Source organism: Lysobacter sp. S4-A87 (genome assembly GCF_022637455.1).
In the GTDB taxonomy this organism is placed as follows: Bacteria; Pseudomonadota; Gammaproteobacteria; order Xanthomonadales; family Xanthomonadaceae; genus Lysobacter_J.
In genome coordinates this window covers 310,056-334,743 of the sequence record NZ_CP093341.1, presented here as the reverse complement: position 1 = coordinate 334,743, position 24,688 = coordinate 310,056, and the positions used below count along the sequence as shown (strand labels likewise).

Here is a 24,688-nt window from a genome sequence, read left to right as displayed (position 1 = left end):
TCAGACCACCGCGTAGTTCAGCAGTGGCTTGATCGTTCCCCATTCCTTGCAGCTCGGGCATTGCCAGTGGTGGCTGCGGGCGCCGAACCCGCACCGGTTGCAGCGATAGCTGGGGTTGCGAACCAGCAACTGGTCGGTGATGTGCTTGAGGTCGTGCAGCGTCGCTGCGGGGTCCGCGCCTTCGGCCAGGGTCAGGTCGATCAGGGCCGCTTCGCCGCGGACCGACGGACGATCCTTCAGCTGCCTGGCCAGGTAGGCACGCGCGGCCGGAACGCCTTCCTCGTGCTCGACCATGCGCGTCAGGGCGAGCACCGGCGAGATGCCGCGGTAGTGTTCGGTCATCTCGGCCAGGAAGGCGCGTGCGCCCGGCGCATCACCGACGCGCTCGTAGCTGGCCAGCAGCGGCGGCAGGATCTCGGGCAGGTAATCGGGATCGACCCGGGCGACGCGCTCGAATGCGCGGATCGCACCGGCATCGTTTCCGGCCTCGACCTCGAGCCTGCCCTCGATCATGCCGGCGCGCACCGAGTTGGCATCGGCCTCGTAGGCGCGCTTCACCGCTGCCTGTGCCGCGGCGGTGTCGCCCGCTGCGCGGTGGCGCTCGGCGAGTTCGCATTCGAACTGCGCGATCAGCTTGCCCATCGGCTCGCCGGTCGCTTCCTCGTAGCGGCGGGCGTTCTCGATGGCCTTGTCCCAGTCACGCTCGGACTGGTAGATGCCGATCAGGTGACGCAGCGCCAACGGAGCGCGCATGTCCAGCGAGACCAGATCACTGAACACCGTCTCGGCGCGATCGAGCAGGCCCGAACGCATGTAGTCCTCGCCCAGCGCAAGCAGCGCCTGGACGCGTTGCTGGTCGCTCAGGCCGGGTCGCTGCACCAGGGCCTGGTGCAGGCGGATGGCACGGTCGACCTCGCCACGGCGGCGGAACAGGTGGCCGAGCGCGACCTGGGTTTCGAAGGTGTCCTTGTCGAGCTCGGCAATGTGCAGGAAGAGCTCGATGGCCTTGTCTGGCTGCTCGTTGAGCAGGTAGTTCAGGCCGCGGAAATAGGTGGTCGACAGGCGACTGACCTGGGTGTCGCTGTGGCGCTCGCCACCGCGACGACCAATGATCCAGCCGCTGACTGCCGCAATGGGCAACAGCAGGAAGAACCAGAACCACTCACTGATGAACGCCATTGGTCATGCCCCGGGGGAAGCGGTCGGTGAAGCGGTCGAAGGAATCTGGCGTTCGGCACGGGCCAGGCGGCGGCGCAAAGGCAGGACCACGCTGGCGCTGATGGCCAGTCCGCCGATCAGCACGCCCAGCAGCACGGCAACGATCAGCGCCACGCCCAGGTTGCTGGGCAGTCGCGCGAAACCAAGGTCGATCAGCACGGGCGCACGGTTCAGCGCACCGATGGTGGCACCGACGGCCAGACAGGCGATGGCGATGAGCAAACGGAGCAGACGCATGCAGCCCTCCAGACGACCGCGGTGACCAACGGTAGCTTAGGGCCTGTCATCGTTATTGAGTAGGCCACGCGGGATGCGCGCCGACCCGGGACGGTCTCAGTCGGCTTCGTCGAGCGGCACCACGCCGCTGACGCGCTCGCGCAGTTCCTTGCCGGGTTTGAAGTGCGGCACATGCTTGCCGGGAAGCGCAACCGATTCGCCGGTCTTGGGATTGCGACCCAGGCGAGGCGGACGGTAATGCAGCGAGAAGCTCCCGAATCCGCGGATTTCGATCCGCTCTCCGCCAGACAGCGATCCGCCCATCATCTCGAGCAGTGCTTTCACCGCCAGATCCACGTCTTCGCCCTTCAGGTGGGCCTGACGTTGCGAAAGGATCTCGATGAGCTCGGATTTGGTCATGGCTGGAACGGGTACTCGCTACGGCTCGGGCTTAGAAGGAAGGCGGTCCGAACGAGCCGGACCGCCTTCGCGGTTACCACTTAGAGCTCAATACCACCGGGCTCTATACAGCTCGATTACTCGGACTTGTTGCCCAGCTGCTCGCGCAGCAGCGCGCCCAGCTTGGTCGTGCCGCTGGAAGCATCGGACGACGAGCGGTTGTAGTCCGCCAGCGCCTCCTGCTGCTCGGCTTCGTCCTTGGCCTTGATCGACAGCTGCATCGAACGGCCCTTGCGGTCCGTGCCGATGATCTTGGCTTCGACTTCCTGGCCAACCTTGAGGTACTGCGAAGCATCCTCGACGCGCTCCTTGGCGATGTCGCGGGCGGCCACATAGCCTTCCACGCCATTGTCGAGCTCGATGGTCGCACCCTTGGCGTCGACTTCCTTGACCTTGCCCTTGACGATCGAGCCCTTGGCGTTGGTCGCCACGTACTGGCCCATCGGGTCCTGCTCAAGCTGCTTGACGCCCAGGCTGATGCGCTCGCGCTCCGGATCGACGGCAAGCACGACGGCTTCCAGGTTGTCGCCCTTCTTGAAGTTGCGGACCACGTCTTCACCGGTGGTTGCCCAGCTCAGGTCGGACAGGTGGACCAGGCCATCGATACCGCCGTCCAGGCCGATGAAGATGCCGAAGTCGGTGATCGACTTGATCTGGCCCGAAACCTTGTCGCCCTTCTTGTGGATGGCGGCGAAGGTTTCCCACGGGTTGCTGGTGACCTGCTTCATGCCCAGCGAGATGCGGCGACGCTCCTCGTCGACGTCCAGGACCATGACCTGAACCTCGTCACCGACCTGCACGATCTTGGACGGGTTGACGTTCTTGTTGGTCCAATCCATCTCGGACACGTGCACCAGGCCTTCCACGCCCGGCTCGATCTCGACGAACGCGCCGTAATCGGTGACGTTGGAGACCTTGCCGAACACGCGGGTGTTGGCCGGGTAGCGACGTGCGATGTTGTCCCACGGATCCTCGCCCAGCTGCTTCAGGCCGAGGCTGACGCGGTTGCGCTCGCGGTCGTACTTGAGCACGCGGACGTCCAGCTCCTGGCCGACTTCCACGACTTCCGACGGGTGACGCACGCGCTTCCACGCCATGTCGGTGATGTGCAGCAGGCCATCGATGCCGCCCAGGTCGACGAACGCACCGTAATCGGTGAGGTTCTTGACGACGCCCTTGAGGATCGCGCCTTCCTGCAGCTTCTCGAGCAGCTGCTCGCGCTCGACGCTGTACTCGCTCTCGACCACCGCACGGCGGGAGACGACGATGTTGTTGCGCTTGCGATCGAGCTTGATGAGCTTGAACTCAAGCTCCTTGCCTTCGAGATACGCGGAGTCGCGCACCGGACGCACGTCGACCAGGGAGCCCGGCAGGAAGCCGCGCACGTCCTTGATGTCGACGGTGAAGCCGCCCTTGACCTTGCCGCTGATGCGGCCGGTGATGGTCTCGTTCTTCTCGAGCGCCTGCTCGAGTTCGTCCCACACCATGGCGCGCTTGGCCTTCTCGCGCGACAGGACGGTCTCGCCGAAGCCGTTCTCGATCGAGTCGAGTGCGACCTTGACTTCGTCGCCCACGGCCACGTCGATCTCGCCCGCGTCGTTACGGAACTGTTCGATCGGCACGATGCCTTCGGACTTCAGGCCGGCGTTGATCACCACGACGTCGCCGCGGACTTCCACGACAACACCGGTGACGATTGCGCCCGGCTTCAGCTTGGCCAGATTGGTCTGGCTTTGTTCGAACAGCTCGGCAAATGATTCGGTCATTGAAAAATACTCTGTTGAACACACGGGCCGCACCGGCTGTCATGGCCATCCACGTCGGATGACTTCAAGCAGCACGTGGTCGACCCACCCGTTATGTGGCGCGATGGAGCCACGCCATGTGTTGGTTGATTGACCATCGCGGGATTGCGATGGCGTTTGGTTTGCAACATCGTCCTGCCACGTTCGTTCAACGCGACTGCAATCAACGACGCTTTATGGCGTCACCAGTTGCAGCACACGCTCGACGACCGCCTCGATGCCAAGGCCGGTGGTATCGATGCGAACGGCGTCATCGGCCGGGCGCAACGGAGCCACCGCGCGACTGGCATCGCGGGCGTCGCGGGCAAGGATCTCCCGCAGCAGACCATCTAAACTAACCGAAACCCCCTTGTCTTTCAACTGCTTATAGCGCCTTTCCGCTCTTTCTTCGGCGCTGGCGGTCAGGAACACCTTGAAGGGGGCGTCCGGGAAGATGACCGTACCCATGTCACGGCCGTCCGCGACCAGCCCCGGGGCCTGGCGGAAGGCGCGCTGGCGGTCCTTCAGGGCGGCCCGCACCTCGGGGATCGCGGCAATGGCCGAAGCGGCCGCCCCGGCGGTTTCGGTGCGCAGCTCGTCGGTGGCGTCGATATCGTTGACCAGCACCCGCAGCTCGCCCGAGGGGTCGTCGCGGAAGCCGATGCGGGTATCGAAGGTGCAGCGGACCAGGGCGGCGGGGTCAGCCAGGTCCAGGTCGGCCCAGCCGGCGGCCACGCCGACCGCCCGGTACAGGGCGCCCGAATCGAGGTAATGCCAGCCCAGTTGCTGGGAGACGAGGCGGCTGATGGTGCCCTTTCCGGAGCCCGAAGGCCCGTCGATGGTCAGGACGGGAATGCTGGTATGGGGGTCTGGGCTATTCATGCGAACATTATGAGGTGAGCCGGCCGAACCTGGCTCTTGTCCGCCCATTTCGCCCCGTCTCGCCCGCGTGTTCGCCCCCTGTTGAACTTTTTTGCTGCAAGCGCTTGATCGGGGAAGGAATTAGCCGTTACAATCGCGGGCTTCGTTCTTTAATCACCGTTTGCCGGAGTCTGTCATGAAGGTCCTGTCCTCTCTGAAGTCGGCGAAGGCCCGTCACCGCGACTGCAAGGTCGTCCGCCGCCGTGGCAAGGTCTTCGTGATCTGCAAGTCGAACCCGCGTTTCAAGGCGCGTCAGCGCTAAGAAGCCCGGCAACGCCGTGCAAGTCAAAAGGCCGCCGCAAGGCGGCCTTTTCTGTGGCCGGCTACCTGTTTTCCGCCGCGACCGCCCGGGTCGATTCGCCAAAACGTGACGGGGGCGCGCTGCCGCCGGTTCACGGCTTGTGCGTACAATCGTGGCCTTACCAGACCGTGTTCATCCACCGAGGGGGCTCGCCGTGAACGTCAACAAGCGTTTCGTTGCTGTACCGCTGTTCGCACTGCTGGCCCTGGCCGGTACCGCTGCTGCCGACACCCTGCTGGTGGAACGCGTGCAGGAAGAGAACCGCGCCGCGATGCCGGCCCGTGGCCAGACCATGGCCCAGGTCGAAGCCAGCTACGGCGCACCGACCGAAAAGCTTGAATCCCAGGGCGGCCAGAAGCGCCAGTGGCCTGCCATCAACCGTTGGGTGTACCCCGCTTTCACCGTGTACTTCGAGAAGAGCAAGGTGATCGACGTGGTTGCCAACAAGGCCAGTGCCGAGGAAGTCGGCCCGAAGCCCCCCATTCGCTGAGGCTATGAACGAACCTGTATTGCGCTTCCCCGCGGAGTGGGAACCCCAGTCTGCGGTGCTGATTGCGTGGCCGAACGCCGATACCGACTGGGCTGATCGCCTGGGCGAGGTCGAGGAGACCTACATCGCGCTGGTCGCGGCCATCACCCGCTTCGAGCCGGCCGTCATCTGCGTGGCCGACGAGGATGTGGAAGCGTATGCGCGCGCCCGCCTGTCGTCGGCGCGCGTCGACATGACCCAGGTCCGCTTCGTCGAAGTTCCCTACGACGACACCTGGCTGCGCGACTCCGGCCCGATCACGCTGCGCCGCGAAGGCGGTTTCCGCCTGCTCGATTTCCGCTTCACCGGATGGGGCGGCAAGTTCGACGCAAGCCAGGACGACCTGCTGGTCGAGCGCCTGCACGATGCTGGGACGTTTGTTAACAGTTCACGCTATCCGGTTGATTTTGCACTGGAAGGCGGCGCGATCGACAGCGATGGCGAAGGCACGCTGCTGACCACCTGGCAGTGCCTGCACGAGCGCCATCCGGAGACCTCTCGCGAAGACCTGACCGGCAAGCTGTCCAGCTGGCTGCAGCAGGAACGCGTGCTGTGGCTCGACCACGGCTACCTGGAAGGCGACGACACCGACGCCCACGTCGACACCCTCGCCCGCTTCGCCGCGCGCGACGCGATCGTCTACCAGGACTGCGACGACCCGGCCGATTCGCATTTCGCCGAGTTGCAGTCGATGGGCACCGAACTGGCTGCGCTGCGTACGCGCGATGGCCGGCCATACCGCCTGTTCCCGCTGCCGTGGGCCAAGCCCATCGTCGACGAAGGCCGTCGACTGGCCGCCAGTTACGCCAACTTCCTCATCGTCAACGGCGCGGTGCTGATGCCGGCCTACGGCGACGAAGCCGACGGCCGTGCCCAGGCCGTGCTGGCCCAGGCGTTCCCGGACCGCGAGATCGTCCCCGTGCCTTGCCGGTCGCTGATCTGGCAAAACGGCAGCCTGCATTGCATCACGATGCAGCTTCCCCAGGGCGTCGTCGCGTAAAGCCCGTTGGAGCGAGCCAGCTCGCTCCTGCGACCGCAATGCCTGGCGCCATGGGCCGCGCCCTACAATATCCGTCGTCCCCTGCGTCTGGATCTGCCTTGCCATGAAGAAGAGCACCCTCCCCGTCGCCCTGATCCAGGACCGCGACCACGGCAGCCGCGAGGCCAACCTGGCCAACATCGAGGCGCGCGTGGCCGAGGCCGCCAAGCGCGGAGCGAGGCTGGCGCTGCTGCAGGAACTGCATAACGGCGCCTACTTCTGCCAGCACGAGTCGGTCGACGAGTTCGACCTGGCCGAAACCATTCCCGGCCCGAGCACGGAGCGGCTGGGCGCGCTGGCCAGGCAGCATGGCATCGTGCTGGTCAGCTCGCTGTTCGAGAAGCGCGCCGCCGGCCTGTACCACAACACCGCGGTCGTCTTCGAAGCCGACGGATCCACCGCCGGCAAGTACCGCAAGATGCACATCCCGGACGACCCGGGCTTCTACGAGAAGTTCTACTTCACTCCGGGCGACATCGGCTTCGAGCCGATCCAGACGTCGGTCGGTCGCCTCGGCGTGCTCGTGTGCTGGGACCAGTGGTATCCGGAAGGCGCACGCCTGATGGCGCTGGCCGGCGCCGAACTGCTGCTGTACCCGACAGCGATTGGCTGGGACCCGACGGACGACCAGGCCGAGAAGGACCGCCAGCGAGATGCCTGGGTGCTGAGCCATCGCGGCCACGCCGTGGCCAACGGCTTGCCGGTGCTGAGCTGCAATCGCGTCGGCCACGAGCAGTCGCCGCTGGACGCGGCAGGCATCGACTTCTGGGGCACCAGCCATGTGCTTGGCCCGCAGGGCGAGTTCATCGCGCAATCGACCGTGGCCGAGCCGGAGATCCTGATGGCCGAAGTCGACATGCAGCGCAGCGAGCATGTGCGACGGATCTGGCCGTTCCTGCGCGATCGCCGCATCGACGCCTACGGCGACCTGCTCAAGCGCTACCGCGACTGAGCCGCTTGGGCAGCGCGCCGTCCATCCGCACTGCAGTCGCCGGCGACATGCCGGCGATCACCGCGCTGTACGCGCGCGAAGTCGACGAGCACGTTGCCACCTACGAATACGACGCTCCGGACCAGGCCGAGATGGCGCGGCGCTGGCAGGCAATCGTCGCGCAGGGCTATCCCTACATCGTCGCCGAACTCGATGGACGCTTCGCCGGCTACGCCTATGCGAGCAGTTACCGCACACGCGAAGGCTATCGCTGGACGGTCGAGGACACGGTCTACATCGTTCCGGAGCTGCAGCGCCGCGGCGTTGGCCGTGCATTGCTGCAACGACTGATCGACGACTGCACGACGCTGGGCTTCCGGCAGATGGTCGCGGTCGTCGGCGATGTCAGCAATGCCGCCTCGATCGTCCTGCACGAGCGACTGGGATTCCGCACCGTCGGCGTGTTTGCCGGCCTTGGGCGCAAGCACGGACGCTGGCTGGATACCGTGCAGATGCAACTTGACCTGGGGCCCGGGCGGACGACTTCACCCGGGCCGGATGCGGACTGATCTCACCGCATTGCGAGACGATTGAGCCGACGGACGGTCGAAATTAAAACGAACGGACGTGCTATTTTCCGTCCCATGTCCGCACTCACCGCCACCAGCAAGGGCGCCGCCACCCGCGAAGCGATCATCGATCGCGCCTACGACATCGCCTGCTCGGCCGGCCTGGAAGGCCTTTCGATCGGTCCGCTCGCGCAGGCCGTCAACATGTCCAAGAGCGGTGTTTTCGCCCATTTCGGATCGCGCGAAGACCTGCAGCTGGCGGTTCTGGACGCCGCCGGGCAGCGTTTCGTCGCACACGTCCTGCTGCCGGCGCTGAAGCTGCAACGCGGCCTGCCAAGGCTGCGCGCCATCGTCGAAGCCTGGTTCGATTGGGCCCGGCAGTCATCGGAAGGCGGCTGCCTGCTGCTCAGTGCCGCCAGCGAGTACGACGACCGCCCCGGCGAGATCCGCGACCGCGTCGTCGCCCATGAACTGCGCTGGCGCCGTGAACTGGCCCGGGCGATCGCCCTGGCCGTAGAGACCGGCGACCTCGCCGCCGACACCGACCCCGAGCAGATGGCATTCGAGGTCTACAGCCTGGCGCTGATCGTCCACCACGATGCCGGCCTGTTCGGTTTTGAGCTGGCATTGGCCCGCGGCCGCAGCGCACTCGAGCGCCTGTTCCGCTCGTACTCCCCCACCCTCTGACACCCTACCGGAGGCCACCCGTGTATCCGCTCATCGCCACAATTAGCACGACCGTTCGTAACATCATGCGACTGTACGGCCTTCGCCTGGGCTTCGCACTGGGCGCCCCACTTGCCCCGAATGCAGCAGTGCAACGCGCCGCGCGTCTGTTCTCCACGCCGATGTCCTCGACCCGCAGCCGGGCACTCGCCGCGTCCACCCAGGGCGCACGCCAGGAGCAGGTCAATGTCGATGGGCATGCCATCGCGGCCTATGTCTGGGGAGATCCGGCGAAGCAGCCCTATGTCCTGTTCGCACACGGCTGGTCCAGCCACGGCACACGCATTGCGCCCTGGCTGCCCGGCCTGCTCGCCGAGGGCTATGCAGTGGTCGCCTTCGACCAGCCCGCGCACGGCCGCAGCCCCGGCACGCAGGCGACGCTGCCCGATTTCACCCGGCACCTGCTGGCAGTCGGCGACCACTACGGCCCGGCCGCGGCCGTGATCGGCCATTCGCTCGGCGGTGCCGCCACGCTGCTGGCGATGGCACATGGGCTGCAGGCGTCGCGTGCCGTACTGATCGCGCCAGCCGCCGACCCGGTTGCGGCGGCGGAACGGTTCGCCAGTGTGATGTGGATCGGTCGCCGGCTGTTCCAGCGGATGTTCGCCTACTTCGAAGGCCGGATCGGCATCACGTTCGCCGAACAGCAAGCGCACCTGAACGCGCCGGCGATCGGTCGCCCGGCACTGATCGTGCACGACCTGGAAGACCGTGACGTGCCGTGGGAGGAAGGCGAGCGCTACGCACGCTACTGGCCGGACTCCCGCCTGCTGACCACGCGCGGGCTTGGTCACCGCCGCGTCCTCGACAACGACGAGGTAATCGCTGCCGGCCTGCGCTTCCTGCACGGTGAAAGCGTCGGCGACCGGATCGTGTCGAGCTCCAACCTCCCGTTCGGTGTGGCATGAGCACGCGGGCAAGCGGCTGAACCTGCCTCGCGTTGCCCCGGTGGTGGTCAGGCCCTAAGCTCTGCTGCTGCCATCCTACATACCAGCAAGACGGCGCCTGCTTGGCGCCGTCTTGCTGCGCAAACTCCGAAAGGCAACGCCGCATGCCAGCAACACCGCTATCTGTTTCGCACCCCGTCCAGCCCAACCGCCGGGTGCAGCCATGATCGAGTCCTCCGCGCAGGCGGCACTCGATGCCGTCCTGGCAGCGCAGCCCCATGCGATCGTCGAGCGCGACGGCGTGCGCTACACGCTGCTGGGCACGGCGCATGTCTCGCAGGCAAGCGTCGAAGCCGTTCGCGATGCGATCGACAGCGGCGCCTTCGACGCGGTCGCGGTCGAACTCGATCCGCAGCGCCTGCAAGCCCTGACCGACCCTGACGCCCTGGCGCGACTGGACCTGGTCCAGGTCATCCGCACGGGCAAGACGGCGCTGTTCGCCGCCAACCTGGCGCTGGCCGCCTATCAGCGCCGCCTCGCCGAACAGCTGGGCATCGAACCCGGCGCCGAGCTCAAGCGCGCCGTGCTCGAGGCTCGCCAGCGTGAGTTGCCGGTGCATCTGATCGACCGGGATGTCGGCCTGACCTTCAGGCGCGCCAGCAACCGGCTGGGCTGGTGGTCGCGGGCGAAGCTTGGCGGCGGCCTGATGGCAGCGCTGTTCGTCGACGAGGAAGTCGGCGCCGACGAAATCGAAAAGCTCAAACAGGGTGACATGCTCGAGTCGAGCTTCGGCGAGTTCGCCAGCGACAGCCCGGAACTGTACGAAACCGTCATCGCCGAACGCGACCGCTACATGGCCGCGCGCCTGCGCGAAACCCATGGCGACGCGCGCGAAGTGCTGGCCGTGGTCGGCGCAGGCCACCTGCAGGGCCTGGCACGCCACCTCAGAGACGAAGTGCGCGCGCCCGACACCATCCGCGAGGAACTTGAAGCCCTGCCGAAGAAGAGCGATGTGCCGTGGTTCACCATCATCCTCTCGGCGTTCGTGCTCGGCGGCTTCGCCTGGGGCTTCTGGCGCGGCGGCATCGACGTGGGCTCCGACCTGCTGCTGCAATGGGTGCTGGCCACCGGCGTGCTGGGCGCGATTGGTTGCGCCCTGGCAGGCGGTCACCCGCTCAGCATCCTCGTCGCCTTCGTGGCATCGCCGATCACACCTCTCCATCCTGCGCTTGCGTCAGGCACGCTCAGCGCCTTGACCGAAGCATGGGTGCGCAAGCCGACCTATGCCGATTTCATGGCGCTGCGCGACGACGTGCAGAGCTGGCGCGGCTGGTGGCGCAATCGCGTTGCACGCGTGCTTCTCAACTTCTTCCTGACCAGCCTGGGCACCGCGATCGGCGTCTGGACCGGCGGTCTGCGCATGCTGGGCAAACTGGTCGGCTGACGTTCCCCACTGCAACGACGATGGTCCCTGGGGCTCGCGGCCCTTCCCTTCCGCTCGGGGGCAGGGGCCGCGCTACCAGCATTCGTTCGCCGTGGCGGCGGTCCCCGATTCGCTTTTCGCGCCCTGCTGATTGATCGCCAGCGTCGCGCATCTTTTGTCCCTGGCTGCCTGCACGCCCTTGGGCACCGCCTGTACCGCATAGGTCGAGGCCGTGGCTCCTTTGGCCAGGTCGATGGAGTAGTGGGCGGACAGATCTATCCGGCATTGCATCGCGGGGATGGCGGGCGCGTCCCCGGCGTCGTCCAGATAGCGCAGATGCGTCGTGTAGTAGCGCTCCATGAACTGCGCCACTTCCAGCGAACACACCGCAGCGGCCGAGCGTCGGGTCTTGATGACATGGCTCTGGTAGCTCGGGTATGCGATCGCAGCCAGGATCGCCACGACGGCCACGACGATCATCAGTTCGATCAGCGTGAAGCCGGGCGCCAGCCTGTGTGCGGCCATGGTGGGTGAGGACAACCTGGGCATCTTCATTCCTTTCAATCCATCAGGAGCTCTCGCCACGAGATGCGGCTGGCCTTGGTGCCGGTACTTCGCGTGATCAGCTTTTGCCTGGTGCCGTCTTCCAGGTTCACCTGGATTTCGGCGCCGAGTACGATCGGGCCATTCGGGCTACTGCCGAAGCCCACACCGCTTGAAGCAACGCTCTCGCCATCCACCTTGACCGTGTCCAGCTCGTTGACTTGTCCGTCGCCATTGCCGTCGAAGAAGCTCGACGAAGGCCGTGACCCGGTGAACGGGTCCAGCGCCATGATGAAACCCCGGCCACCCGGACTGCAGAGGTCACTGGAATCCGGAATGCGCGTAGTGCCAATCAGCATTCCGCGATCGAAACGGTTGGGCACCACCATTCGCTCGCCTTCCCTGCCGTTGAGCGGTGACACCAGATCGAGCATCCAGCCATCCTTGCCGACAAAGTCGGCCGGGGTCGCCTTGCTGGTCACTCGCAACGTCAGATTCTGGCCGCCGGCCCGCTCTGCCAGGATCCGGTGGCGCACAAGCGCCGCTCGTCCCTGCACTTCGTCACCGTCGTCGACAAGGCCGTACCAGCTCTGCACGCTCTTGTCGGCGACATCGGCATCACCGAGATAGCGACCGGTACCGAAGAACACCCAGGCTGCGCGTGTTTGCGGGTTCCTGATCACCAGCGGAGCGGCGGTGATGGGTTGCGGCCTGCCATCGCTACCCCTGGCGGCGTACAGCTTGCCAGCCGACATCGCAGCGCTTCCGATACCTTCAAATCGCCACAGGTTGCCCGCGAGGTCGCCGCCGTAGACGGTCTCGAAGAAGCCATCGCGATTGGTGTCCCAGGCATCCACGCCTGACAGTGCGTTGTTGCCCGAAATGCCGGTGGTTGCCACCTGCGCGACACCGGACTCGATGCCGATCGTCACCAGCTGGGCAGTGCCAGCCGCGCTGTTGGGTCCATTGCCGAGCAACACACGCCAATCGCCATTGGCGACCTGGGCAAGGATGGGCTTGCCCAGCACGTTGCCCAACGACGGGACGTCGGAGTCATCCTTCTCCCAGAGGAACTTCACGTCGGCCGGATCGGTGACGTCCAGCGCGAATACCGCCTTTCCGCCCCGCCCCATGCTGCCCACCAGGATCGTCTTCCATCGGCGGTCTGCAATGGAGTACACGTCCGCCACTGACAGCTCGCCGTCGACGAAGAAGCGATGCTCGTAGTCGGGCGACGCCAGCGTCTTCAACCGGGCGTTGAAGGCCGCCGCCGGCATGAATGCATAGACCTCATCGCCGGTGGCGGAGTCGAACCCGTGCAGCATGCCGTCATTGGCGCCGACATAGACGACACCGCGCCTGCCCGATCGATGCTCGGCGAAGTCGGCATACGACGAAGCACCGGCAAACGTCGCACCGGAGTAAAGACGCGCATCCGGCCGGCCGACGAAAACAGGCTGGGAGTGAACGATATCGCCAAGTACGCCCTGGCGCGTGCGCAAGCGTCCCTCGTTGCTGCGATCGCCGCGCAGAAAGTCCAGCGTCGCTTCGTCGCCCACCGCCGACCGCTGCGTCGGCCCCAGCGCATCCCAGGTGAGCCGCCCGTAACGGCGGTTCGCAGGTGCCTGGCGATTGTGGACGTGGATCTTCCGTCGCGACCAGGGCATTGCCGCGAGCCGGTCGCTGGCATTCCAGCGCGGATCGTCGGCGAACCGGCCAGTAGCCGGATCGAGCGGATATGCGCTGAGTTCACCGCGCCAGGACGGGCTCTGGAAACGCGCCTGGAAGATCATCGCGCCGGCTTCCAGTCGCGTGGAATTCGATGCAATCGAGGCAGCGGAGCCGGTGACTTCCTGGATGATGCGCCTGAATGCCCGGGTCAGGCTCTCGACCATCTTGTCGGCTTCGCTGGCGACATAGAAGTTGTCGGGTCGCTTGTCGCCGGTGGCGAGGATGTCGCCGGAATCGTTCCACCACGCTTCGGGCAGTGCCGTGGTCCGCTCGTAGGGACGGAAATCGTCCGGTACGCGGAAGCCACCGTACTTGGCCGCCAGCCAGTACTGGTTGAATGCCCTGGGCGCCAGCACGCCGTTCTCGCGGACATCCACCCAGTGCGTGGCGATCGTCTGCCTGCCATCCAGTTCCGGACGAATGTCGCGCGTATGCGAGTCGTAGGCCAGGCCGGCCATGTACGCCGAGTTGTTGCGGCCGGAGAATGGGGTTCCGATTCGCAGCGACTCCAGCTCGGCCACCTTCCGGGTGGACGTCACCACGTTGATGGTCCTGTCCGCTCTCACCTCGGGCGGCGTGGCGGGCTCTTCCGACAGGTTGGTATTGCCAGGGAGATTCTTGTCGCGGTGTGTGTTCACATCACCGATGCCGAGGATGACGTTGGCCTGGCATCGATACTGGATCGGGTCATCCCATCGGGTGATGACCGGGAAGCCATCGGCCTGGTCGTACGCGTTGCCGGTGATGGCCGAGTAAGCGGCGACGTTGCCCTGGTGTTTGAAGTAGCGAATCGCGGCGTAGTAGAGCTCCCCGACCGGATCGAAGGCCTTGTGCGGTCGCGAGGTCAGCTGGCCGACCTTGTTGAGGTAGTTGATGACGCCGCTGTCGCGGATTCCGCCCGGTGTCGCTGCGGCGGCGGCTGGGTCCGGATTGCGGACGATCACGCCGGTTTCGGGATCCCACTCCCTTGCCGCGTTCGCGGCGGGACCAGTCGCCGGATCGTGGCTCAGCGGCCCGACGAACTTCTGGTTGGCCCGCAGCACGCCGCCGTCGCGCCACACGCTTGAATCATTGAGGTAGCCGAAGATGCTGTATCGGACGCGGTCGGAGTACTCCTGGATCAGGCCCTCCGGCTTCCAGCCCCGGCCGTACTGCCTGCAGTTGGCTTCCAGCAGGTTTGGCACGCAGACCCTGACGCGAACGCTCACCTCGAACCCATTCCCGGGAATGGCATCCCCGCGGCGGTCCAGGACCAGGTCGTGCACTGCCGGGTCATACGCAACCACTGCCCTCCAGTAATTGCGTCCAGTGAAACGCATTCTGTTGCCCTGGCCCGCGACCTGCACCCACATCCAGTTCCAGGAGGCCGGCGTTGCCGCGCTCACTTCGTCGATGTCAGCCGGTCGACCGTCGGGCAGACGACGGTCGGAGAATCCATAGCCCCGGTCGTGGCGTGCTTTTTCGAGCCAGGTTTCAGTGGGCGTATCGCGGAACCGGTAGCCACCGGTCAGGGCCAGGCGGAAAGGGTCGACGGTCTGGGTCACCGCCCAGTTCATGAAGTTGCCACTCCATTCCTTCCGGGAGTAGCTGCAGACGTGTCCACGGGTGAAGCGGACCGGGTAGAAGTGCCGCTCGGACTCGATGGGCGAGTAGCGGTAGTTGTAGCACTTGTCCGCATCGAAATAGCCCGCGTACGTTCGTTTCACCTCATACCGTCCGAGGTTGGCTGGACTGTTGATCGTCGGAAACTCGACAGAAGGCACCAGCGCGAGATTGCCCGGCACTCGCGGGCCGACATACAAGGGTGTCTGCGCTATCTGTACCTGGGCGATGACCGGTTCGGTCGCCAGGGTGATCGCCAGTGCAAGCGCTCTCAGAAAAGGAAAGGCGAACTTTCTTCTGTCCATGCCGCTGCCGCATTGAGCATCCATTGCCCCGACTCCAAACCAGCACCACTGATAGCCGGCGGTCAGCCGGGGTCAACGCAATTCGATCGTCGCCTGCAGCGCAACGACGGCACGATTGCCACGGGGATCGTGGCTTCGTGCAGTTATGCGGTAGATGGACTTGCCGTAGGTCGCTGGCGGCGCGCCGTATTGATGGCCCGATGCGCTGCGCCCGGCACCGGCTTCCTCGGCGTTCACCGCAAAGTCCCCCATGTACTCGATGTAGTACTGGGGCGCGCCGGCGGCTGCATCGGAGTTGGACGACCTCTCCGCGACGCTCGTCCAGCAGCCCGGCGCGTTGTGCGTGCAGCCGGCTGCTCCGACAGTATCGATACTGGGCGGCGTGCCCGGACAAATGACTCCAGAGGCCGCGCAATCCACGCCGATGGATCGTCCTGACAAGGCCGCCTCGCGCACCTTCTGCTCGGCGACGCGAAGCGCGGTTTCCGCGGACTGGAAGGCCAGGCTGCGATCGAACATGCCGGCGCTCATCCGCTCCTCCAGCAGCGCACCCCGCAGGCTCGCCAGGCCTAGCAGGGTCGCAACGATCAGCAGGAGCAGAACCATCATCAGTGCCACGCCACGCTGCCCTTGCGCGGATAGATGAGAGGTGTGACGGGACGCGAGAATCACGATGTCCGGTTCCGCAACGAGACGGTATGAACGAGCGTCCGTACGAGTTGCGAACGTTCCGCGCCACCACGCTCGACGCCCTGGAGCGTCAACGAGATATGCACGGCGATGACGTTCTTCCAGTCGACGCCGGCACCGGCGCCGGTGTACCTGCCCGCTCCGGCCACAAGGTAGGTCACCTGCATGTCCCGTATGCGCTCGGCGACTTCCTCGCGTGGTTGCACGCTGCCCCGTTCCACCGGCACGCGATACAGCGATCGGCCGCCCCGGCCGTTGTCGGCGACAAACCAGCGCACGGCATGAAGCCTGGCCAGCAGCGAGTTGGCACTGTAGGACTTGCCGCTGCCGTTTGCGGCACACACCACCGGAACGCCGAGGTCCTTCGTGCAGTTGCCAGGCTGGCCATTGCCCCTGCCGAACTCGATCGTGGTGTTGCCGTCACGGACTGCGCCGACCTGGACGATGCTGGCCTGGGTGTAGTCACAGACCAGGACGATGTCGCCGGCGCGCAGGCCCTGGATGGGGGCGTCGACCTTGAAGCTCGCCGGTGATCCGGGATTGCGCGGCTGCTGGTCATGACGGGTCACGGTAACCGTTCCCTCTCCGGACGAAAGGAACTCGATTGCATCGGTTCCTGCGGCAGCGCCGGCAAGTGCACCGTTGTCGTAGCCGACAATTCCCCTGTCCCAGTTCATCCACCACGGGATCGTTGCCGCCGACGCGCCATTGAGGACATTGGCCACCGGCAGGTTCATTCCGCAGGGATTCCCTGCAGCCTGGCGAACCTCGCGCGCCATCAGTTCGAACGCCACCCTCGCGTTCTCCTGGATCCTGGCCAGGCTTTCGGTCGCTCGATAGGTCCGCTGGTTGGAAAGGAAGATTCCGACCGCCGCGGCCGACACCAGCAGGCCGAGCACCAGCGAGATCATCAGCTCGATGAGGCTGAAGCCGCCTTCGGCGCCGCTGCAGCAGAGCGTCCGTCGCCGCGCGCTCATACCCTCACCACCGTTCTGATCTGATGCGCATGGCTGCCGGCCGTGCCTCGCGAATCATTCCAGCGAACGATCACGGCGCAGTCCCTGACCTCGGTACCCGCCACGGCAGCGCAGGTGATCTGTCCACAACCATTCGCACCCAGCTCGGCCCTGATGGCGACGATCCAGGCTGAGCGGTCATCCGCTCCAAGATTCGCCGCGCCGGCCGTGCGGGTCCCCGGCTGCGCCGGGGCGCTGCAGGTCATTCCCATGTCGTAGACCCCCGCCCTCGCCTCGGCGGCATTTGCGCGCATGGCATCCAGGATCGCGTAGGTCAGCACGACCGCCTGGCTGCGCTCCAGCGAACTCTGGCTGTTGCGCAATGCCACCGCTTGCAGGGCGGCAACACCGAGAAGGCCGATGGCCATGACCAGCACGGCGATCAGCACTTCGATCAGGCCCACGCCACGTTGCTGGCTGCCGCAGGGACGGATGCGCCCACGGCCGGTGCGACTAGAGGTTGCCCGGCGCATCGCACCGCCCTCCTGCGTTCTCCGCGTGCGTGGAGATTCGGCTGCCAGAAACGATGCTGATCCGTCGCACGTTGTCGGCAGGCGAACTCGTCGGCAGGCACACCGCGAAGGTCGCATTCAACAAGGCGCTGTCGCCGGCTCGCGCCAGGCCATCGGAGCGGAAGGCGATACGGCTGTCGCGAACGGACGGACTGACCCTCAGCTGGACCGGCGCCGCGACAGTCCCCACGCGAAGGACATCATCCACCGCTCCATCGCGGTCCGAGTCGGCGATTGCTATCCAGGTGTTCCAGACCTCACCGCTCGTGCAGCCGCTGCCATTGCCGCTCCGGCACACGGTGACCGTCCGGTTCAGCCGAACCGCTTCCATCCGCGCAAACTGCAGCGTGGCGACCATCTCGTTCGCCGATCCGCCAAGGCGGTTGCCGTTGATGATGGCGCTCATGCCCGGGTAGCCGACCGCTGCGAGGATGGCCACCAGCGCGACGACGACCATCAGTTCCAGCAGGGTGAAGCCGGGCACGTGCCCGAGGCGCGCGCAAGCTGGCGCCGACCTCGATGAGGCGGCCGGAAGGACGGACATCGCTGCTTCCCCTGTGACAGACGTCGTCACGTTAGGCATCCCGTGACGGGCGTGCCATCAGGAAACTGGAAGCAGCCAGGTAAGAAAAACGGGAAGGCAAGCCTTCCCGTTTTCTCCTTTCCGACGTAGCGGTTACTCCGCTCTCAGTGCGGCCACTGCTGCGGCCGGCACCGTTCCGTCACCCTTGCCACGCGCACGCCGCACCATGCGGGTGGTGCCGTTGCGCAGGTCGTCGAGCATCGCGTAGATGGTCGGCAGGAACAGCAGGCTGACCACCGTCGAGAACGCCAGGCCACCGGCAATGGCACGCGCCATCGGGTAGTACGCCGGGCCATCGCCACCCATCTGGGTATTGGTCAGCGAGATCGGCACCATCGCCAGGATCGCCGTGCCCATCGTCATCAGGATCGGACGCAGTCGCTCGCGACTGCCCTCGACCAGCGCATCGGTCCGCGACAGGCCGCGGCGTCGCAGGTTGTTGATGTGCTCGATCATCACGATGCCGTTGTTCACCACCACGCCCATCAGCACCAGGATGCCAATGAAGGCCATGATGTTGAACTCCGTGCCGGTGAGCCAGAACAGCCAGAACACGCCGAACACCGAGAACAGCACACCGCTCATGATCGCCGACGGGAACAGCAGTGACTCGAACACCGCGGCCATCACCACGTAGATCATCACCAGGGCGATCAGCAGATTGAACATCATCTGGCTGTTGGCCTCGGCCTCGTCCTCGAAGGCGCCGCTTTCGAAGGTGAAGCTGTAGCCGGCTGGGAACGCCACCGACTTGAGCGTCTCTTCCATCGCCTTGCGCGCTTCGGGCACAGTGGCCTTGACGGCCAGGTTGGCCTGGATGGCCACCGTGGTCTGGCGGTTGGCGCGCTGGATCTGCGTAGCCGACGGCTTCACGGCGACGTCGACCATCGCCAGCAGCGGCACGGTACGGCCGTCCGGGGCACGGACGGTGAAGCTGTCGATGTCTTCCACGCCGAAATCCTCGGCGCCGGCGAAACGGACCCAGACCGGCACCTCGGTCTCGCCACGGCGGAACTCGCGCAACGGAGCGCCACGCAGTGCCAGGCCGACGAAGCTGGCCACTTCCTTCGCGCTGAAGCCGAAGGCAGCGGCACGGTCACGATCGACGTGCACCGACAGCTCGCTGTTCTGGTCACCGATATCGACGCGGACGTCACGAAGCTCCTTGCGCTTGGCCAGGATCGGCACGATGTCGTTGGCCAGCTCCACCAGTGTTTCGGTCGAGTCGCCGACCAGCTGCACCTGGACGTTCTGACCAGGTCCGCCACCGCCGCCACCGCCACCCTGGTTGCCGATGCCGATGTTGGCGCGCGCCGACTTGGGCAGCTCCTCACGCAGCTTCTCGATGGTCGCCTTGGTTTCCTTGACCTTGTCGAGGTCGAAGGTCAGGCGCGTACCGCCCCAGCCCTGCTCGCTGAAGTACGAGTAGATCTGGGTGATGTTGTAGCGCTTGCGGTTGGCCTCCAGGAACTTCTCGACCTTGAGGATCTCCGCCGACATCTGCTCCTTGGTATAGGCGCCCTTCCACTGGTAGAAGATGTTGGTCTCGGTGCCGTCGTCGCCACCGAACATGTTCTTCTTGGTCAGGTTCATCGGCACGATGCTGATGGCGATGATCATCAGGATGCCGAGCACGCTCTTGCCGCGGTGCTCCAGCGTCCAGCGCAGGAACCGTGCATAGCCGCTCTGCAGGCGCGGGATCAGCCCGCGGTCCGAGCGCACCGCCGGCGGCGTCTTCAGCCGCGCCGATATCATCGGGATCAGGCTGACCGCGACCAGCCATGAGGCCAGCAGCGACACCGAGATCGTGATCGCGATCTGCGACAGGTAGATGCTGAGGAAGTTGCGGTCGCCGAACAGGTTGGGCAGGAACACGATGCAGTGGCACAGCGTGCCGGCCGACAGCGCGATGGCCACGTGCCTGGTGCCGACGATCGAGGCCAGCGTCGGCTGGTCCGGCATGCGCTCGCGTTCCTGGTAGATGCTCTCCACCACGACCACGGCGTTGTCGACCAGCATGCCCACCGCCAGCAGCAGGCCCATCATCGTCAGGATGTTGAGCGTGACGCCGGTGAAGTACATGAAACCCAGGGTCATCACGAAACAGATCGGAATTGCCAGGGTCACCATCAGCGTCGACGGCCAGTGGCGCAGGAAGAAGAACAGCACCGCGATCGACAGCAACAGGCCGATACCGCCGGCCTCGGCCAGCTCGAGCAGCGAACTGGTGACGTTGTCGCCCTGGTTGTCGATGATCTTGATCTGGATCCCGGCCATCTCGGGCTGATCGCGGATCGCTTCGACTTCCTTGAGCGCGTTGCCGGATACCTCGACCAGGTTGGCGCTTCGCTCCTTGAAGATGTCCAGGCCGATCGCCGGCTTGCCGTCGAGGCGGCGGCCGTAGTTCATGCGCGCGGGCTTCAGGCGCACGTCGGCGATATCGCCCAGGCGCGTACCCTTGGTGTCGATGATCAGGTCACGCAACTGCTGCAGGTCGGTGATCTCGCCCACGGGCTGCACGCGCAGGCGTCGTCCGCCGTCGTCGATCTGCCCGGCGGACACCGAGAAGTTGACCGCCTGCAGGCGCGTGTTGAGGTCATTGATGCTCAGGTTGTGCGCGGTCAGGCGGTCGGGATCGATGGCGATCTCGACCTCGTTCGGCGCCGCGCCGGTTACCTCCACCCTTGCCACGCCCGGGATGCGTTCGATGCGCCGCTTGAACTCGCGGTCGATCATGTCGTACGCACCGGTCAGGTCGGTCGAACTGGCCAGGCGCACGCGCAACACCGGTTCATCGGTGGTGGAGAACTTGAACACGTTGTAGCGCTGCAGGTCGTCCGGCAGGTCATCGCGGATGGCGTCGATGCGCTCGCGCGCCTCCGACGCCGCGATGGCGACATCGCGGTCCCAATCCGAGAACTGCATGAATATCTCGGCACCGTCGGAACGGGCGTTGGCGTCCATGCGCTTGACGTCAGTCATCGTCGACAGCGCTTCTTCCACCGGCCGCAGCAGCGTGCGCTCCACTTCCTCCGGCGTGGATCCCTCGTAAGGGATCTGCACGAAGATGAAGGGCGGCGACACCTCCGGGAAGGCTTCCAGCGGCAGCCTGATCGCCGCGATCAGGCCGATCACGAACAGCGACACGAAGAACATGATCGCCGTGACGGGCCGCTTGATGCTGAGCTCTGCAATTGTCATGTCAGTGCTCCGCTCAAGCCGGCTCGACCTGGCCGTCGTCGTCCGACGCGACCTTGCCGCGGGTGCGGCGGGCACGCTCGACGTAGTAGTCGTCGGCGCGACGGTCCAGCAGGTCGTACACCACCGGGATCACGACCAGCGTCAGCAGCGTCGACACCAGCAGGCCGCCGATGACGGTGATGGCCATCGGCGAGCGCACTTCGGCACCCTCGCCCATCGCCAGCGCCAGCGGCAGGAAGCCGAACAGCGTGCACATCGTGGTCATGATGATCGGGCGCAGTCGCGAACGGGCACCTTCGACCAGGGCTTCGCGCTTGGCCATGCCGTTCTCGCGCAGCTGGTTGACCTTGTCGACCAGGATGATCGCGTTCTTCACCACCAGGCCGACCAGCAGGATCAGGCCAATGAACACCACCACCGACACCGGCGAATTGGTCAGCAGCAGCGCCAGCACCGCACCGACCAGGGCCAGGGGGATGGTGAACAGGATCACGAACGGGTGCAGCAGCGACTCGAACTGCGAAGCCATCACCAGGTAGACCAGGAAGATCGCCAGGCCGAATGCGAACAGCAGCGAACGCACCGACTCGGCCAGCTCTTCACCCTGGCCGCCGATGTGCATGCCGACACCGGCCCCGAGCGGCTGCTCGGCGATCATGTCCTGCACTTCCTGCACGGCGGTACCCAGGTCGATGTCGCGCAGGTTGGCCGAGACGATTGCCACGCGCACCTGGTCGGCGCGGTGGATCTCGCTCGGGCCTGTGGTCGACACCACATCGGCCACCGCGTCCAGCGTCACCGGGCGGTTGCTGCCCGGGTTGACGATCAGGCGACGGATGTTGTCGACCGAGGCGCGATCGGTTTCGCGGGCACGCACCAGCACGTCGATCTTGCGGTCGCGGAAGCTGTAGCGCGTGGCGACGTCGCCGCGCACCTTCTTAACCACGACATCGGCGATCTGGCGCGTGGTCAGGCCGAGCGAACCGGCGCGGTCCTGGTCGAAGCGGATCTGGATCTCCGGGAAGCCTTCCTCGACCGTCGACTTGACGTCGGCATAGTGCGGGTTGGCACGCAGCATCGCCGCCATGCGCTGGCCGGCGACCTGGATGCTTTCCAGATCCTGGCCACGCAGCTCGATTTCCAGCGGCGTGGAGAAGCTGAAGAGCTCCGGACGGCTGAAGTCCACCTGTGCGCCCGGGTGCGACTGCATGGTCGTGCGCAGGCGCTCGGTCTCGCGGGCCTCCACTTCCTTGCTGCCGCCGTCGGCCATGACCACGGTCAGCTTGCCGATGTTCTCGCCGCTTTCGGTCGGACTGGCGTCCAGGCGCGTGCCACTGCCGCTGACGCCATACAGCGTGCGGATGCCGTCGTCCTTGGCGTGCTTGGTCTGCAGCTCGCGCACCAGTGCGTCGGTATCGCGCAGCGGCGTGCCGGGCGGCAGCTTCACGGTCATCTCGAAGCGGTCCTGGGCCAGCTGCGGGATCAGGTCCGCACCCAGCATCGGGATCGCCAGCAAGGTCAGCGCAAAGGCGGCCGCGGCAAAGCCAAGCACCAGCCACGGCTTGCCCAGCGCGGTCGGCAACAGCTTCATGTAACCGCGCTCGGCACGGCCGTACGGCGCCATGGCGATATCGCTTGCCTTGCGCATCACCGGTCCGACGACCGCAACCAGGCCACGCCAGGCGCGCACGATCAGCCAGGTCAGTCCGAAGAACGCGCCGCGGGTGCCGACGCCGATGCCATGCTCGACGGCAGCGATCGGCTTCTGCAGCTTCGACGCCGGCTGCCAGCGCGGATGCGGCGCCTCTTCCGGGAACGCCATCGGCGGCCGGCCCTTGAGCGCGCTGAGCATCGGGATCAGCGTCATCGACACGATCAGCGAGATGCCGATCGCCAGCGCCACGGTCAATGCCTGGTCACGGAACAGCTGGCCGGCAATGCCCTGCACGAACACCAGCGGCAGGAACACCGCGATGGTGGTCAGGGTCGACGCAACCACGGCCATGCTCACTTCGCGGGTGCCGGCGATGGCGGCATCCAGGATGCCCAACCCTCGCTCTCGCGCCTTGGCGATGCTTTCGAGCACGACGATCGAGTCGTCCACGACCAGGCCGGTAGCCAGCGCCAGGCCGCCGAGCGACATCACGTTGAGGCTCAGGCCCAGCTGGCCCATGAAGAAGAACGTGGCGATGATCGACACCGGCAGCGACAGGCCGATGACGAACGTGCTCCAGCCATCGCGCAGGAACAGGAAGATGATCAGCACGGCCAGCATGCCGCCGATCACCGCGTCCTTCTTGACGTCGCTGATGGCGTGGCGGATGAACAGCGACTGGTCGTCGATCGTGGTCAGCTCCACGTCCGGCGGAATCTGCGCCTTGATCTCTTCCAGGCGCTTGGTGATCGCGTCGGCGGTGGCGACGGTATTGGCGTCGCCTTCCTTGTAGATCGCCAGCTCGACCGCTTCCTTGCCGGCCAGGCGGATGATCGCCTCGCGTTCCTTGTAGCCCTGGCGGACATCGGCGATGTCCTTCAGGCGCACCGGCATGCCACCGGCCACGACGCCACCGCCGGCGGAATTGGCGCTTTGCACCGACGCAGCCGCGGCCATGGCTTCGGCAGAACCGGTCTGCGCCGCGATCGCGGCCATCTGCGCAGCCGCGTTGGCGGCCGCGTTGTCGCCACCACTGCGCGTGGTGACCAGCATCTCGCGGATCTCCGGGACGCTGGCGAACTGGTTCACCGTGCGCACCAGGTAACGCTGCGAACCTTCTTCCAGGCGACCGCCGGAGATGTTGATGTTCTCCTGCTGCAGGCGCTGGATGACGTTGTCGATCGGCAGGTTCAGCTGCGCCAGCTTCTGCTGGTCGATGTCGACCTGGATTTCGTCCTCGAGACCACCGCCAACCTTCACCGCGGCGACGCCGTCGACCGGCTCGAGCTTCTTCTTCAGGTCATCGTCGGCATAGCGGCGCAGCCCGGTGAGCTCGCGCATCGCCTCGGTTTCATTGGTCGCAGCGGTCTTGGACGACAGCGCGATGCGGAGAATCGGTTCGGTCGAGGGATTGAAGCGCAGCAGCACCGGGGCCTTGGCCTCCAGCGGCAATTGCAGGACTTCCATCTTGTCGCGTACTTCGAGGCTGGCCTGGTCCATGTCGGTGCCCCAGGCAAACTCGAGCACCACGTCGCTCTGGCCGGTGCGGGAGATCGACTTGAGCTTGCGCAGCCCCTTGACCACGCCGACGGCCTCTTCGACCGGCTCGCTGATCAGGGTCTCGATTTCCGACGGCGCCGCACCGGTGTACTCGGTGCGCACCGTCAGTGTCGGATAGCTCAGGTCCGGCAGCAGGTTGACCTTGAGGTCACCCAGCGCGATGAACCCGAACAGGACGAAGGTCAGCGTCACCATCATCACCGTGACCCGGCGACGCGTGGAGAACTCGACCAGATTGAAGCCGGATGATTCGTTCGCAGGTTGCGTCACGTTCGCTCTCCGCGATGA

The 24,688-nt window shown here is 65.7% G+C and carries 21 protein-coding genes; 8 read left to right on the top strand and 13 right to left on the bottom strand.

Features of this window, described 5'->3' with window-relative positions:
* From lapB to cmk, 5 genes are all read right to left on the bottom strand, one after another.
* Entirely contained in the window at nt 1-1,179 is a 1,179-nt protein-coding gene (lapB, locus tag MNR01_RS01495) for a lipopolysaccharide assembly protein LapB (RefSeq protein WP_241919225.1), read from the bottom strand.
* Between the two features lie 3 nt (nt 1,180-1,182).
* A complete protein-coding gene (locus MNR01_RS01490; RefSeq protein ID WP_241919224.1) occupies nt 1,183-1,455 on the bottom strand; it encodes a LapA family protein in 273 nt (90 codons plus the stop codon).
* A 96-nt stretch (nt 1,456-1,551) separates the two neighbouring features.
* Nucleotides 1,552-1,854, bottom strand: coding sequence for an integration host factor subunit beta (locus MNR01_RS01485; RefSeq protein ID WP_158731172.1), 303 nt, complete (start codon nt 1,852-1,854; stop codon nt 1,552-1,554).
* Between the two features lie 116 nt (nt 1,855-1,970).
* Entirely contained in the window at nt 1,971-3,659 is a 1,689-nt protein-coding gene (gene rpsA, locus MNR01_RS01480) for a 30S ribosomal protein S1 (RefSeq protein WP_241919223.1), read from the bottom strand.
* Between the two features lie 213 nt (nt 3,660-3,872).
* Nucleotides 3,873-4,559, bottom strand: coding sequence for a (d)CMP kinase (cmk, locus tag MNR01_RS01475; protein WP_241919222.1), 687 nt, complete (start codon nt 4,557-4,559; stop codon nt 3,873-3,875).
* 175 nt (nt 4,560-4,734) lie between these two features.
* Here cmk and ykgO point away from each other — a divergent pair, with 175 nt between their 5' ends.
* The 8 genes from ykgO (at nt 4,735) to MNR01_RS01435 (ending at nt 11,024) form a co-directional block, all read left to right on the top strand.
* Nucleotides 4,735-4,860: a type B 50S ribosomal protein L36 gene (ykgO, locus tag MNR01_RS01470; protein ID WP_010342887.1), complete on the top strand. Its 126-nt coding sequence runs from the start codon at nt 4,735-4,737 to the stop codon at nt 4,858-4,860.
* Nucleotides 4,861-5,053: 193 nt separating this feature from the next.
* Nucleotides 5,054-5,389, top strand: coding sequence for a hypothetical protein (locus MNR01_RS01465; RefSeq protein WP_200605342.1), 336 nt, complete (start codon nt 5,054-5,056; stop codon nt 5,387-5,389).
* Between the two features lie 4 nt (nt 5,390-5,393).
* Nucleotides 5,394-6,428, top strand: a complete 1,035-nt coding sequence (locus tag MNR01_RS01460) for an agmatine deiminase family protein (RefSeq protein WP_241919221.1) — start codon at nt 5,394-5,396, stop codon at nt 6,426-6,428.
* Between the two features lie 103 nt (nt 6,429-6,531).
* Nucleotides 6,532-7,419: a carbon-nitrogen hydrolase gene (locus MNR01_RS01455; RefSeq protein WP_241919220.1), complete on the top strand. Its 888-nt coding sequence runs from the start codon at nt 6,532-6,534 to the stop codon at nt 7,417-7,419.
* Nucleotides 7,420-7,442: 23 nt separating this feature from the next.
* Nucleotides 7,443-7,967 (top strand): GNAT family N-acetyltransferase, encoded by a 525-nt coding sequence (locus tag MNR01_RS01450; protein WP_256451884.1) that lies wholly within the window; start codon nt 7,443-7,445, stop codon nt 7,965-7,967.
* 75 nt (nt 7,968-8,042) lie between these two features.
* The gene (locus tag MNR01_RS01445) at nt 8,043-8,654 is read left to right on the top strand and encodes a TetR/AcrR family transcriptional regulator (RefSeq protein ID WP_241919218.1); all 612 of its coding nucleotides are present in this window, start codon (nt 8,043-8,045) and stop codon (nt 8,652-8,654) included.
* A gap of 65 nt (nt 8,655-8,719) precedes the next feature.
* Nucleotides 8,720-9,601: an alpha/beta hydrolase gene (locus MNR01_RS01440; protein ID WP_241919217.1), complete on the top strand. Its 882-nt coding sequence runs from the start codon at nt 8,720-8,722 to the stop codon at nt 9,599-9,601.
* Between the two features lie 202 nt (nt 9,602-9,803).
* Nucleotides 9,804-11,024 (top strand): TraB/GumN family protein, encoded by a 1,221-nt coding sequence (locus MNR01_RS01435; RefSeq protein WP_241919216.1) that lies wholly within the window; start codon nt 9,804-9,806, stop codon nt 11,022-11,024.
* Nucleotides 11,025-11,096: 72 nt separating this feature from the next.
* On the opposite strand, the gene MNR01_RS01430 is transcribed toward MNR01_RS01435, so the two are convergent.
* The 8 genes from MNR01_RS01430 to MNR01_RS01390 form a co-directional block, all read right to left on the bottom strand.
* Nucleotides 11,097-11,558, bottom strand: coding sequence for a type IV pilin protein (locus tag MNR01_RS01430; RefSeq protein WP_305852246.1), 462 nt, complete (start codon nt 11,556-11,558; stop codon nt 11,097-11,099).
* A gap of 5 nt (nt 11,559-11,563) precedes the next feature.
* Nucleotides 11,564-15,208: a PilC/PilY family type IV pilus protein gene (locus tag MNR01_RS01420; RefSeq protein WP_241919215.1), complete on the bottom strand. Its 3,645-nt coding sequence runs from the start codon at nt 15,206-15,208 to the stop codon at nt 11,564-11,566.
* 48 nt (nt 15,209-15,256) lie between these two features.
* On the bottom strand, nt 15,257-15,802 hold the full coding sequence (locus tag MNR01_RS01415) for a PilX N-terminal domain-containing pilus assembly protein (RefSeq protein ID WP_256451856.1): 546 nt from the start codon (nt 15,800-15,802) through the stop codon (nt 15,257-15,259).
* Between the two features lie 50 nt (nt 15,803-15,852).
* On the bottom strand, nt 15,853-16,851 hold the full coding sequence (locus tag MNR01_RS01410) for a prepilin-type N-terminal cleavage/methylation domain-containing protein (protein WP_241919214.1): 999 nt from the start codon (nt 16,849-16,851) through the stop codon (nt 15,853-15,855).
* A complete protein-coding gene (gene pilV, locus MNR01_RS01405; protein ID WP_256451855.1) occupies nt 16,848-17,363 on the bottom strand; it encodes a type IV pilus modification protein PilV in 516 nt (171 codons plus the stop codon). Before pilV ends, MNR01_RS01410 begins: the two co-directional genes overlap by 4 nt.
* Nucleotides 17,344-17,886, bottom strand: a complete 543-nt coding sequence (locus tag MNR01_RS01400) for a GspH/FimT family pseudopilin (RefSeq protein ID WP_241919212.1) — start codon at nt 17,884-17,886, stop codon at nt 17,344-17,346. Before MNR01_RS01400 ends, pilV begins: the two co-directional genes overlap by 20 nt.
* Before the next feature lie 192 nt (nt 17,887-18,078).
* The gene (locus MNR01_RS01395; protein WP_241919211.1) at nt 18,079-21,186 is read right to left on the bottom strand and encodes an efflux RND transporter permease subunit; all 3,108 of its coding nucleotides are present in this window, start codon (nt 21,184-21,186) and stop codon (nt 18,079-18,081) included.
* A gap of 13 nt (nt 21,187-21,199) precedes the next feature.
* Nucleotides 21,200-24,670 carry an efflux RND transporter permease subunit gene (locus MNR01_RS01390; protein WP_241919210.1) on the bottom strand — a complete coding sequence of 1,157 codons (3,471 nt, stop codon included), beginning with the start codon at nt 24,668-24,670 and terminating at the stop codon, nt 21,200-21,202.
* Between the last annotated feature and the right edge of the window lie 18 nt (nt 24,671-24,688).

What these genes read in the sequence shown, in the direction of transcription:
- MNR01_RS01490 (WP_241919224.1), bottom strand. Translation starts at nt 1,455, where the DNA reads ATGCGTCTGCTCCGTTTGCTCATCGCCATCGCCTGTCTGGCCGTCGGT.
- MNR01_RS01420 (WP_241919215.1), bottom strand. Translation starts at nt 15,208, where the DNA reads ATGGATGCTCAATGCGGCAGCGGCATGGACAGAAGAAAGTTCGCCTTT.
- MNR01_RS01410 (WP_241919214.1), bottom strand. Translation starts at nt 16,851, where the DNA reads ATGAGCGCGCGGCGACGGACGCTCTGCTGCAGCGGCGCCGAAGGCGGC.
- MNR01_RS01395 (WP_241919211.1), bottom strand. Translation starts at nt 21,186, where the DNA reads ATGACAATTGCAGAGCTCAGCATCAAGCGGCCCGTCACGGCGATCATG.
- MNR01_RS01460 (WP_241919221.1), top strand. Translation starts at nt 5,394, where the DNA reads ATGAACGAACCTGTATTGCGCTTCCCCGCGGAGTGGGAACCCCAGTCT.
- MNR01_RS01440 (WP_241919217.1), top strand. Translation starts at nt 8,720, where the DNA reads ATGCGACTGTACGGCCTTCGCCTGGGCTTCGCACTGGGCGCCCCACTT.
- MNR01_RS01485 (WP_158731172.1), bottom strand. Translation starts at nt 1,854, where the DNA reads ATGACCAAATCCGAGCTCATCGAGATCCTTTCGCAACGTCAGGCCCAC.
- MNR01_RS01445 (WP_241919218.1), top strand. Translation starts at nt 8,043, where the DNA reads ATGTCCGCACTCACCGCCACCAGCAAGGGCGCCGCCACCCGCGAAGCG.
- lapB (WP_241919225.1), bottom strand. Translation starts at nt 1,179, where the DNA reads ATGGCGTTCATCAGTGAGTGGTTCTGGTTCTTCCTGCTGTTGCCCATT.
- rpsA (WP_241919223.1), bottom strand. Translation starts at nt 3,659, where the DNA reads ATGACCGAATCATTTGCCGAGCTGTTCGAACAAAGCCAGACCAATCTG.
- pilV (WP_256451855.1), bottom strand. Translation starts at nt 17,363, where the DNA reads ATGCGCCGGGCAACCTCTAGTCGCACCGGCCGTGGGCGCATCCGTCCC.
- MNR01_RS01435 (WP_241919216.1), top strand. Translation starts at nt 9,804, where the DNA reads ATGATCGAGTCCTCCGCGCAGGCGGCACTCGATGCCGTCCTGGCAGCG.
- cmk (WP_241919222.1), bottom strand. Translation starts at nt 4,559, where the DNA reads ATGAATAGCCCAGACCCCCATACCAGCATTCCCGTCCTGACCATCGAC.
- ykgO (WP_010342887.1), top strand. Translation starts at nt 4,735, where the DNA reads ATGAAGGTCCTGTCCTCTCTGAAGTCGGCGAAGGCCCGTCACCGCGAC.
- MNR01_RS01455 (WP_241919220.1), top strand. Translation starts at nt 6,532, where the DNA reads ATGAAGAAGAGCACCCTCCCCGTCGCCCTGATCCAGGACCGCGACCAC.
- MNR01_RS01430 (WP_305852246.1), bottom strand. Translation starts at nt 11,558, where the DNA reads ATGAAGATGCCCAGGTTGTCCTCACCCACCATGGCCGCACACAGGCTG.